This is a genomic window from Bacteroides sp. AF32-8BH, assembly GCF_003435205.1.
Classification (GTDB): Bacteria; Bacteroidota; Bacteroidia; order Bacteroidales; family Bacteroidaceae; genus Bacteroides; species Bacteroides ovatus.
On record NZ_QVLZ01000002.1, the window covers coordinates 74,195 to 86,750 of the forward strand.

The following is a 12,556-nucleotide window of genomic DNA, read 5'->3' on the forward strand; positions in this document are numbered from 1 at the left end:
TGTTTTTTTATTTTATCTCTTTGATGAACGCACGGCGGCGCTTATGTTGTTGAGTCTCAAAGTAATCCCATTGTGCCTGAACTTTTCCATTCAGTTCCAGTTCGGGGTTGCTTTCCGCAAAGATAAAACCTAATTTTTGATAAACTGGAATTAAATCGGAAAATAACAAAGCGTTAACACCTTTATTTTGATATTCCGGTTTCACTGCAACGAGTAGCAGATCAAGCATTTTGGCACGACGTTTCATGAATAATGCCTTTAACAGATAGAACCATCCGAGCGGCAACAGACGTCCGTTTGATTTCTGTAAAGCTTCAGCGAGAGATGGCATAGAGATACCTACACAGACTAGTTCATCATTGGCATCAGTAATCAGTGTAACCATCCGTAAGTCAAGGATCGGCAGATACATTTTCACGTATTGGTCGATTTGCCGCTGTGTCAGCGGAGAATAACCATAAAGTGGACTATATGCTTCGTTCATCAGTTCGAAAATCTTCTGTCCATAGTCTTTGGCTATCTTTCTTCCGGAAGTATATTTCTTTATCTTAAGGTTGTATTTTCGTTGGATCAGTTCGGAGATACGCTTATGTTTGTCGGGAATAGCATCCGGTATGTAGATTTTGTATTCCACCCAGTCGGCATCTTTCTCGAAGCCCAGTTTTTCCATGTGTATTGGATAGTACGGGTAGTTGTAGATAGTGGCCATGGTGCTAAGCTGGTCGAATCCTTCGATCAGCATTCCTTCCGCATCGAAATCAGTAAATCCGAGAGGACCGGCAATATGAGTCATACCCCGTTCTTTTCCCCATTCTTCCACTGTTTTGATAAGTGCGGATGATACTTCGGGATCGTCGATGAAGTCTATCCATCCGAAACGAACGTTTTTACATTCCCACTTCTTGTTCGCCTGGTTATTGATAATTGCAGCTACACGTCCTACTATTTTATCGTCCCGATATGCGAGGAAATAATCAGCTTCACAGAATTCGAATGCTGCATTTTTTTTCTTGTTGAAGGTGTTGAGCATGTCGTCATAGAGGTCAGGCACAGAGTAAGGGTTGCCCTTGTACATTCTGTAATTGAAACGGATAAATTTCTTAAGCTCTCTCTTTGTGGAGACTTTCTTGATTGTAATAGCCATATCTCGTATTTATGATTTGAGGAGGCAAAGATACGTGATAATCTTTAAATTACAACGCGTGGGGTGGCAAAAAACTGATTGGCATCTGGTACATTCAAATGGTTACTTACTAAATTACTTAGCGTTTTTTTGTAGATATCTGGTAATTTTGCGAATATTGTGCAAGGATATTAAGGTATGAACTGGGTTACATTAATTTGAAACCGCATTCGTATTAGTTGTTTTGATAAAGATATTTTCTCAAATCTTATTCTGAAAGCAGGTTCCTACACATTAAAATGTTTTATGACTTGTAACCAATGGGATGCGTGCTATAAAAGTATAAATCAGGTATTGGTTATTGATATTACTTGAAGCTGTTTTGGAGGAAAACTTATTGTTTTGCCGTAGGAGAATTTGTGATTTTATGTATTGATAATCTCCTTTATACCTTACTAATAATATTTATTTATGCAAATGATAAGATAGTATCATGATATGATAATAAAGTACTTTTTATAATGTAGTGATGCGACTACTTTTGCATCAGTAATTTAATGTAAATCTAATGCGATTGAAAAATGAAACTACAATCTTTTAATTTGTCTGAAGGAAAAGTGAACAAATCTCTCTGTAATATTAGGGTAAAAGGGAAATGTTTGCTTGTGTTTGTGAAATCGTTGTGGACCTTTAAGTTTGGTAAGGAAGCCTATGACGGTGTATTATACTTATTGTAGATAAGAATAATTTTTATAGTAAAACTTTAAATTAATAAATGATGAAAAATCTCTTTTTTTATCCTCGTTCAAGAATGAGGGACTCAAGGGCATTTAAAGTAGTGTGGATAATGCTGGCTGTGTTCCTGCTTGTAAGTACGGACGTTTTAGCTGATGGTATTAAAATAACCGGTGTGGTTAGAGATGCCAATGGAGAAGGACTTCCGGGAGTTAATGTTATAGAAGAAGGTGTGAAAAGTGGAAATGGGACTATTACCGACATGAATGGTAGATTTACGCTCTCTGTAAACAGTAACCGTTCCCAACTTCGTTTTTCTTTTATAGGTTATGAGACGCAAGTTGTAGCTGTTGGAAAAAGAACAATAATCAATGTTGAATTGAAAGAGCAAACGACTCTTATGGATGAAGTGGTGGTAGTTGGTTATGGCTCAATGCGGCGCAAGGACTTGTCCGGTGCTATATCTTCCGTACGTAGTAGTGATCTGATGCAAGGTGCACCCACCAGTCTGACACAAGGTTTGCAGGGACGTTTGGCAGGTGTGCTCGTTAATCAAAGTGACGGTGCTCCGGGGTCCGGTGTTAGTATTACCGTGCGTGGTACCAATTCTTTTTCGACTAATTCCCAACCTTTGTATATTGTAGACGGTATTCCTTTTGAAACAGGAGGAACACCTACTAGTGGGGCGAATGAAGGAAATAATACGACCGCGAATCCGTTGTCATTGATTAATCCGAATGATATTGAATCTATTGATGTGCTGAAAGATGCTTCGGCTACAGCTATTTATGGTTCACGTGGTGCAAACGGTGTGATTATCATAACGACCAAGCGTGGTAAGGCAGGTAAGGCAAGAATCGAGTTCTCGGCAAACTTCGGGATCTCTAAAATTTCCAAAATGGTGGAAATGTTGGATGCTTATACTTATGCTAATTTTATGAATGAAGGTACTAGAAATGGTGGCTTATATGATAATCTGTTTTATACGGAATTGCCTTATGATGGCTCGTGGAAATATAAAAGAGATGGAAACGGGAATGTAATTCGTGAATCCGGGAGTTACAATCCTATTCCTGAAGATTTCTTGCATCCGGGATGGAGAACCGATGAGTATGGAAATCGTAAATGGGTGGAAGGTACCGACTGGATGGATGAAATTCTACAGACTGGTTTAACGCAGGAATATAATGTCAGTGTTTCGGGTGGAAATGAAAGGAGTAATTATGCCATTTCCGGCAATTATACTACACAAGATGGTATTATTAAAAATTCCGGATACGAGCGTTTCACGTTTCGTTCGAATGTAAATAGTGAAATTACTTCATGGCTGAATGCGGGGCTGAATATCAATTTTACAAAATCAACGACCAATTTTGCGAAAGCAAACTCTTATGATGCAAGTATTATCCGGTCGGCATTGATTTACATTCCGACAGTTTATGCCGGTGATAAAAGTGAAGATGATGAGTATTCATGGTTGTCGGCTAACCCGCGCACCTATGTGAATACGGCGAAAGATGAATTAAGTTCGATTAATGTATTCACTTCAGCTTATGCCGAATTGAAAATTGCGGAATGGCTGAAGTTCCGGCAGAATCTGGGTATCAGTTATACTTCAAATGACCGTAGCTCTTATTATAGCCGTGAGACTGGTGAGGGTAAGGTAGCAAACGGACGTGCCGGGCGAAGTGATAACTTTTGGCAGAATGTGACAGCTGAATCAGTACTGACATTTGATAAAACCTTCAATAAGATACATCGTTTAAATGCTGTGGTAGGTTTTACTTATGAGAAATCACATTGGGGAGGAAAAGCTATTACTGCACAGAATTTTCCGACTGACTTGACCAAAGATTACGATATGAGCCAGGCGTTGGTTGTTGATCGTCCTTCCAGTAGCCGTGGAGAATCAGTATTAGTATCATTGCTGGGACGTGCCAATTATACATTGCTGGATAGATATATTTTTACGGTTTCATTCCGTCGTGATGGATCCAGTCGTTTTGCGCCGGGTAATAAATTTGCGAATTTTGCATCAGGCGCAATAGCATGGTCTCTTTCGGAAGAAGAATTTATCAAGCGCTTGAACTTATTTAGTAATTTGAAACTTCGTTTTAGTTACGGACAGACTGGTAATCAGGCTATCAGCAGTTATCAGACGATGGAGTCATTAGGTACAGCCAATTATCCGTTGAATGGTACACTAACTAGCGGTTTTAGCGGACAAACTTATAAAGGTCCTTTAAACACTTCGCTGAGATGGGAGACTACTGACCAGTTTAACGTAGGTCTTGATTTCGGATTCTGGAAGAATCGCCTGAACTTTTCGGCAAACTATTATTACAAGAAGACAAAAGACTTGTTACAGAATGTCTCAATCCCGTTAAGTACTGGTTATAGTACAATGTGGACTAACTTCGGACATGTTACTAACAAAGGTTTTGAGTTTACAGCCAATGTGGTAGCTATTGACAAAAAGGACTGGGGATTAAATTTTGATGGAAATATTTCATTTAATCAAAACCGAATAGGTGGATTGAACGCCGACCAATATGCAACGCAGTTGTGGTATGGAGCCAATGAAGTATTCCTGCAAAGAAATGGTTTACCGATAGGAACAATCTACGGATATGTAGAAGATGGGTTCTATGATAACATAGCAGAAGTAAGAGCAGATCCTATTTATTCTAAAGTTTCGAACGAAGAAGCGCAGCGAATGATTGGGGAGATAAAGTATGTCGATCGTAACGGTGATAATCAGATAACTACTGAGGACCGTGCCGTCATCGGAGATACGAATCCGGATTTTATATATGGTTTGAATGCTAATTTCCGCTGGAAGAAGCTTTCGTTGGGATTGTTCTTCCAGGGAAGTCAGGGAAATGATATATTTAACGGTAACCTGACTATGATTGGTATGAACAGTATTGGTAATGTGACTCGTGAAGCGTATGAAAGCCGTTGGACACCGGAGAATGCGGCGAATGCGAAGTGGCCGCGAATAACAACGGGCATGACACGTGATATGAAGTTGTCCGACCGTTACGTAGAGGATGGTTCCTATTTCCGCTTGAAAACAATTAATTTGAATTACAATTTCGGATCAGTGTGCAAGGGTATTACCGACTTGTCGGTGTTCGGAACAATAACTAACGTATTTACGCTTACCAATTACAGTTGGTTCGATCCGGATGTAAATGCTTTCGGGTCAGACGCTTCTCGTCGTGGTGTGGACATATTCTCTTATCCGAATAGCCGTACTTATACGATTGGTTTTAAATTAACATTATAAAAAGAAGTAATGATGAAAAAATATAAATTAATATCTACAGTGTTGGCGTTAGGTCTGTGTATGCCTTTTGGACTTTTGACAACTTCTTGTGAAGACATGCTGGAAGAGAAACCTTATGACTTTATCTCTCCGGGAGAGATTGAAAATACTGACGGGGGGGGCAGATATGTGGGTGATAGGAGTTTATAATGTATTGCATACTGGAATGTTTATATATGGCTCTTTTCCACGTCCGCTGGATTACGATTGTGACTATATATCTGGAGCAGTCTGGCAGTTCTCCGAGTTTGGTAGTGGTAATTTTCAGGGCGGTAGTGCGCAATGCAATGCATTGTGGACAGGAATGTATTCTTTGATAAACAAAGCTAATCAGGCAATTGCACAAATAGAGGACATGAGCGGTCCGACAGAAGCTCATAAAAAGAATTGCTTGGGTGAGTGCTATTTCTTGAAAGCGTGGGCCTATTTCTATTTGGCCCGTGCCTATGGCGATATTCCAGTATATTCCGTAAGTGTAAATGAATCTGGTTCATATACGGACAATCCGAGAATTCCGGTTCGACAGGTTTATGAAGAACAAATCATTCCATTGCTTGACAAAGCGAAAGATATGATTTATAAAAATACGGATGGAGCTTATGTACCCGGTCGGGTAAGTGCCGCTTCAGCTGCCGGACTTTTGGCTAAAGTATATGCTACGATGGGGGCTGCTTCTACTCCTGCCAGTGAGCAAGTCATAGTAAAGACAGGAGTACCCTATGTGATTCAGAATATTAACGGCGTGGACACTAAGATTTATACAGACCCCGTTGCAACCACTTTCTCAAAGAATGTAGTGGCAGGTTATGAGAGCTTTGATCCTCGGGTATGTTATGAAAATGCCTATCAATTGGCATCCGATGTAATAGAAGGTGTATACGGAAATCATGAACTGGTGGCTTATGATAATTTATGGACGGCTACAGGAAAAACAAGCAGTGAGTTCTTGTTTAGTTTGCAGTCTTTGTCGGGTGACTCCTCATTTGGTACTTTGTTTGGTTTGCATTACTGCGGCAGACTGAATAATAAAGGTCATGTTGATAATAGTTTGACGGTGGGTATGCGTAAACATTGGTATTTGTTGTTTGAGGAGAAAGATTTTCGTGTAGACAAAGGTGTTTTACATTGTTGGATACGCGAAGGTTCTGATTCCAGTTGGGGTGGTGGTTCTTATTATCCAAACTTTGGGAAATGGAAAAGTATGGTCGATGCTAAAGAACCGCCATTTGATAATCCGGAAGTGACTGCAGGATGGCGTTCTGATGAAGGTGGCTCTGAACAGTTTTTTGCTTATACTACTAAATATTCTCAACAAATATCTGACCAGACTTTGGAACGTATGGATGCTAACTATCCGTTTTTGCGTTATGCGGATGTAGTGCTTATTAAAGCCGAAGCTGCAAATGAACTGAACGGACCGACACAAGAAGCTGTGGATGCTTTGAATGATGTGCGCAGTCGTAGTAATGCCACATTGAAAGAGTTGGACGCATTTGCCAATAAAGCATCTTTGCGTTCGGCTATTCTGGAAGAACGGGCGATGGAGTTCGCACTCGAAGGTGACCGTCGTTGGGATTTGATTCGTTGGGGTATTTATCTGCAAGCCATGAATGCATTGGGCGGGATGGATGAAGCAAATAACGTGAAAGCCCGTCAGGAGAAACATTTGCTTTTCCCGATTCCGACTATGGAGATGCTGACGAATCAGGCGATAACATCCAACAACCCGGGTTGGAATTAATATAGATAATCAATTAAACAAGTGAAAACAAGATGAAAACATTTGGATATATTTATGCATCTATTACTACTGTCTTACTATTGGTATCATCGTGTACGGATATAGTGGAGGTGGATAAAGTGTTAGCAAAAGAAAATATACCTTCTACTGGTGCGCCGGTTGTCGAACGTATCGTTTTAGCTACAGAGGGTGAGATGCCTATTACAACGGCGGCATTTGAACAAGTAGTACGTATCGAGGGTTCTAATTTGGGTGATTTGAAATCGTTGAAATTCAATGACATAGAGGTTGATCCGAAAGAAACTTATTCCTCATATGAAGCTATTCTTGCGCCTATCCCTCGTAAATTACCTTCCGAAGTGACAAATATGGTATATATAACAACTGTAAATGGTTCGACGAGTACTTCTTTGACTGTTACTGTTCCTGAGCTAACAATTGGAGGTTTGTATAATGAGTTTGCGCAACCGGGTGATACAACGATTATTTCAGGTGATAATTTCGATCTTTACGGAATTACTGCGGAAGCAGCCAATATTCGTTTGGGTGATACTCCGATAAATATTCTAGCGGCCTCCCGTACGGATATTACATTACAGATTCCTGCAAATGCCCGTCCGGGTACCCGTTTGTCTATTCAGGGTAGTGAAATGAAGGAACCGGTTTATCTGACTTATGCAGATGAAGGTGTTTCCCAATTATTTGATTTTAATAATTGGCCGGGTCCCGATGCATATACACATTCGAACAAATATCCGGATTCTCCTAAAGACTTTTTGTACACTGCTTCAAATATTGTAGAGGGAGAGGACCCGGCGCCACTTGCGGAGGGTATGAACTATGTTCGTTTTGAAGGAACTGTTGGAGCGTGGGGTTGGATGGTGCTACGGGACGGTCGCATTAGTGTTCCGCAAGAAGTCGTTTCTGATTTGACCTCGTATGATCTTAGATTTGAAATGAATACATCATCTGCTTATCCGATCTCTTCTGCTGCCCGTTTCGTGTTGGGTGATTATGTTTGGGAACCAGCCGCTAACGGCGTGCCTATTAATACGTATGGTAAATGGATGACCGCACGTATTCCGGTTACCTCCACTGATGGTGACGGACATCAACTGATCCCTGATGGAACTAGTTCAGAAAGCCAATTGCCTTTTAAAATTATATTCTCTCCTTCATCTGAACAAGTGTTTGATGTAAGTTTCTGTAATTTCAGATTTGTAAAACGTTAAAAATAGAATTATTATGATACGATTGAAAATTATATTGGGGGCCATTGTCATGTTCTTGTCACTAAATTCCTGTTCTTCGGATGACGAAAGAGATGAGGACAATCAGTTACGGTCTGATTTATATTTTGGTGTTAATATGTCAGGAGTTGAGTTTGCGGCAGTTTATCCGGGGATTGACGGTACTCACTATGGATATCCGTCACGTGATGATTTGGCATATGTAAAAAAGAAAGGATTCGGATTGATTCGGTTTCCATTCCGTTGGGAACGTATTCAACCGGAATTGGGAAAAGAACTGAATTCGGTAGAATTGGACAAGATGAAGAGTTTCGTGAGTCTTGCAGAAAGTATGGGTATACAGGTTTTGTTGGATATGCACAATTTTGGTCGCTATTGTATTTATTCAAACGGTCAAAACTCGAATGATAATCAATATGCCATTATTGGTTCGGTGAATTGTACGGTCAATCATTTTTGTGATGTGTGGAAGAGACTGGCAGTGGAATTTAAGGGCTATACAAATATTTGGGGATATGATATCATGAATGAACCCTATAGTATGTTGTCTACTACTCCTTGGTTTAATATAGCACAGGCTTGCATAACGGCTATACGTGAGATTGATACGCAAACACCGATTGTTGTTTGTGGGGATGAGTATGCTTCCGCAAGCAGATGGGTGAGATATAGTGATAATTTGAAGAATCTGGTTGACCCATATAATAATCTGATATATCAGGCTCATACTTATTTTGATGCTGATGCTTCTGGTAATTACAACTTGAGTTATGCAGAAGACGGTGCGACTCTGGATATTGGCATTACCCGTTTGACTCCTTTTGTAGACTGGATAAAACAAAATGGGAAAAGAGGTTTTGTCGGAGAATACGGGGTGCCTGATAATGACGGTCGTTGGCTTGATGTACTTGACAGGGCCTTGAAGTTCTTATCGGATAATGGTATTAATGGTACGTATTGGTCGGCAGGTCCCCGTTGGGGCGATTATCCATTGTCTGTGCAGCCAACCAATAATTATACTGTTGACAGACCTCAAATGAAAATTCTGGAGAAATATCTGAAGACCAGTAATTAAATTTTTATCAATAAAAGCTGTTTCAGGGGAATCAGTTGGAACAGCTTTTATTTTAAACTTTCAAATCAATCAAAAATATGAAGTATCTGACATTTGTAATTGTTGCTTTGTTTTTCTTTTGTTCAGTACATGGAAGTGCCAGAAATAATAATTGGGAACCGGTAAAGATACATGGACAACTTCAAGTAAAAGGGCACTTTTTATGTAACGGGCAAGGAGACACAATCTCTCTGCGTGGGGTAAGCTTGGGCTGGCATAATTTATGGCCCCGTTTTTATAACAAGAAGGCTGTAAAATGGCTTAAAGACGATTGGAAATGTTCTGTAATTCGTGCTGCTATGGGTGCTTATGAGGGAGTGGAAGACGGATATTTGGTGAACCCTGAGTTTGCACTGAACTGTGTGGAGACTGTTGTCAGAGCTTCTATAAAAGAAAATGTTTATGTTATCATTGATTGGCATGCGCATGATTTTTACCCGGAACTGGCCAAACAATTTTTTGCATCTATGGCTCGTAAGTACGGGAAGAATCCACATATAATATATGAAATATTTAATGAACCGACTCACGAACATTCATGGGAGCGAATTAAAAAATATGCGGAAGAGGTTATTGCCGAAATCCGGAAATATGATCCGGATAACTTGATTATTGTGGGTACTCCTTCTTGGGACCAGCATGTGGATATAGTGGCCAATAATCCGATTGTAGGGTATGAGAATATCATGTATTCCCTGCATTTTTATGCGGCTAGCCATAAAGAGGAGCTTCGGAGTCGTGTTGCCAAGGCTTTAGAGAAGGATCTTCCTCTTTTTGTTACAGAATGTGCGGGAATGGAACATACGGGAGATGGTTTTCTGAATATTCCGGAATGGGAAAAATGGACAGATTTCTTAGAAAAGAACCGGATAAGCTGGGTCAACTGGTCTATTTCTAATAAAAATGAAACTTGTTCCATGATACTTCCCCGCGGAAGCTATGAAGGTGGATGGGATACTGAAGTTATAAAGCCGGCGGGACAAAAGTCGCGTGAATTGATAAGATTTTATAATACGGTGGATAAAGTGTATGAGAATTTGAGATAGAAATCAATAAATAGGGTATTAGACAAATGATATACTGTCGGGATTGCCGGCTGATAAATAAATGGTTATGAAAATTCTTATATTTTTAGCAAGTTTGTTATTGGGTTCGTTGTGCCAGATATATGGTCAGCAAATGATTTATGTGTCTCCAACGGGAAATGATAACAATGATGGTTCAAAAGAGAAGCCACTCTTTTCATTAAACTGTGCATTGGAAAAAGGATGTGCGGATATGAATCGTACGGATACATTATCTATTCTCATACAAAGTGGTGATTACTATCTGGACCGTCCGGTTCAGATTAAAACAAGTTTAAAAAGACCTGTTGTTTTTCGTGGAATTGGAGAACAGAAATCTAGTTTGTTGGGAGGTATATGCATCAATGGTTGGGAGCCATTTGGAGACAAGCTTTATCGTGCTTACGTACCGGAAGTTGTAAGATATGGATTTACTTTTGAACAGCTCTATATAAACGGTCGGCGGGCTACTCTTGCGCGTACGCCGAATGAAGACTGGTATACGGTAAAAGATGCTTCCGAAACTCCGTTTGTGAATGGAGTTCGTGCAGCGGACTATGCAGTTCAGCGCGTGGTATTAAATACACAAGATATTTCTTCATTGAAGGGATTGACTGCAGATGAGGCTTCAAGAGTGAAGTTTCGTTTTTATCATAAATGGGATATTACACAGAAACATATTGAATATGTAGATGCTGATTCTGGATTTGTTTATTTGGCTGGGAAAGGAATGCAGGATTGGAATCCCATTACTGCAGGTTCCCGGTATGTGATGTTTAATTACATGAAGGCTCTGGATGAACCGGGAGAGTGGTATCTGGACCATCAGACAGGTTATATTTATTATATGCCATTGGCTAATGAAAATATGGCCACGGCCTTTTGTGTGGCACCGGCTTTGCAGCATCTATTGGTTGTGGAAGGGACTGAAGATGCTCCAGTTCGTGATTTGCATTTTGAAAATATTTCATTTCAGTATTCCTCTTATTTATTACCGGATAATGGAGAGGATGCAGTTCAGGCTGCCGCTTTTACTGATGCGGCTTTATTATTAAATTATGCAGAGGGAGTCTCTTTTGTGAACTGTGAGTTGATGCATCTGGGGAGTTATGGGATATGGCTGAAACGTGGGTGTCATCGAAATAGGATTGAACATTGTTATTTAGCGGATTTTGGTGCAGGAGGAATAAAGATCGGGGAACCTTTTTTCCAATCAGACGGACAACCGGTATCTAGGGAGAATATAGTCGATAATTGCATTTTGCAACATATGGGAAGTGAACTGCCTTGTGGGGTAGGAATTGCTCTTTTCCATACAAGCGACAACCGGATAACACACAATGATATTGCCGATCTGCGTTATTCGGGAATATCTTCAGGCTGGTTTTGGGGATATAACCAGACTTCCGATTCATGGACCTCTGTTCTAAATAAACGGGGTGTAGGACAATATTATCAGGCTCCGCTGACAAGTCCTTCCGTTCGTAATATCATAGAATATAATCATGTACATCATATAGGCTGGGGAGAATTGTCGGATATGGGAGCCATTTATACGCTGGGAGAGTCTCCGGGTACTAGTGTTTCCAATAATGTAGTCCATGATATTCTTTCTTATGATTATGGTGGCTGGGGATTGTATACGGATGAGGGATCAAGAGGAATCACCATGCGTAATAATCTGGTTTATCGTTGTAAAAGTGGCGGATTTCACCAACATTATGGGCGGGACAATATAATTGAAAATAATATTTTTGCTTTTGGTTTTTATTATCAGGCACAGTTTACTCGTGTGGAAAAGCATTTATCTTTTTCGTTCCGGCATAATATTATATTGCAAAAGCAAGGAGAAACGTTATCTGGTCCCTGGAAAGAAGGAAATATTTGTATAGGGTCTAATTTATACTGGAGTGTAGATGGAGCACTTCGTTTTGACGGACTTCCATGGGAACAATGGAAAAAAGAGAAAGAGAATGATTCGATGGTAGCTTCTCCTTTATTTATAGATGCAGAGAATGATGATTTTAGATTTAAAAAATTAAAGAATGTCAGGAAAATAGGTTTTATTCCATTTGATTATTCACAGGCAGGTGTTTATGGTTCTAAAGAATGGAAAGAAAAGGCACAACTGTCTTCTGACATTTTGCGTGAGTTTGAATATAAGGCTTCAATTCGATTAAACAAATAAAATAATCAGT

At 39.9% G+C, this 12,556-nt stretch carries 7 protein-coding genes; 6 read left to right on the top strand and 1 reads right to left on the bottom strand.

Annotation, left to right across the window (positions count from 1 at the left end; genetic code table 11):
• Window positions 1-7: 7 nt before the first annotated feature.
• Window positions 8-1,144: a GNAT family N-acetyltransferase gene (locus tag DWZ47_RS01720; protein ID WP_004302622.1), complete on the bottom strand. Its 1,137-nt coding sequence runs from the start codon at window positions 1,142-1,144 to the stop codon at window positions 8-10.
• A gap of 754 nt (window positions 1,145-1,898) precedes the next feature.
• Here DWZ47_RS01720 and DWZ47_RS01725 point away from each other — a divergent pair.
• The 6 genes from DWZ47_RS01725 (at window position 1,899) to DWZ47_RS01750 (ending at window position 12,546) form a co-directional block, all read left to right on the top strand.
• On the top strand, window positions 1,899-5,150 hold the full coding sequence (locus DWZ47_RS01725; protein ID WP_117512164.1) for a SusC/RagA family TonB-linked outer membrane protein: 3,252 nt from the start codon (window positions 1,899-1,901) through the stop codon (window positions 5,148-5,150).
• 115 nt (window positions 5,151-5,265) lie between these two features.
• Window positions 5,266-6,930, top strand: a complete 1,665-nt coding sequence (locus DWZ47_RS01730; RefSeq protein WP_233524989.1) for a RagB/SusD family nutrient uptake outer membrane protein — start codon at window positions 5,266-5,268, stop codon at window positions 6,928-6,930.
• A gap of 32 nt (window positions 6,931-6,962) precedes the next feature.
• Window positions 6,963-8,162, top strand: a complete 1,200-nt coding sequence (locus DWZ47_RS01735; RefSeq protein ID WP_117512165.1) for a glycan-binding surface protein — start codon at window positions 6,963-6,965, stop codon at window positions 8,160-8,162.
• 13 nt (window positions 8,163-8,175) lie between these two features.
• Window positions 8,176-9,255, top strand: a complete 1,080-nt coding sequence (locus DWZ47_RS01740) for a glycoside hydrolase family 5 protein (RefSeq protein WP_117512166.1) — start codon at window positions 8,176-8,178, stop codon at window positions 9,253-9,255.
• 77 nt (window positions 9,256-9,332) lie between these two features.
• A complete protein-coding gene (locus DWZ47_RS01745) occupies window positions 9,333-10,340 on the top strand; it encodes a glycoside hydrolase family 5 protein (protein ID WP_117512167.1) in 1,008 nt (335 codons plus the stop codon).
• Between the two features lie 67 nt (window positions 10,341-10,407).
• Entirely contained in the window at window positions 10,408-12,546 is a 2,139-nt protein-coding gene (locus tag DWZ47_RS01750) for a right-handed parallel beta-helix repeat-containing protein (RefSeq protein ID WP_158570378.1), read from the top strand.
• Window positions 12,547-12,556: the final 10 nt, after the last annotated feature.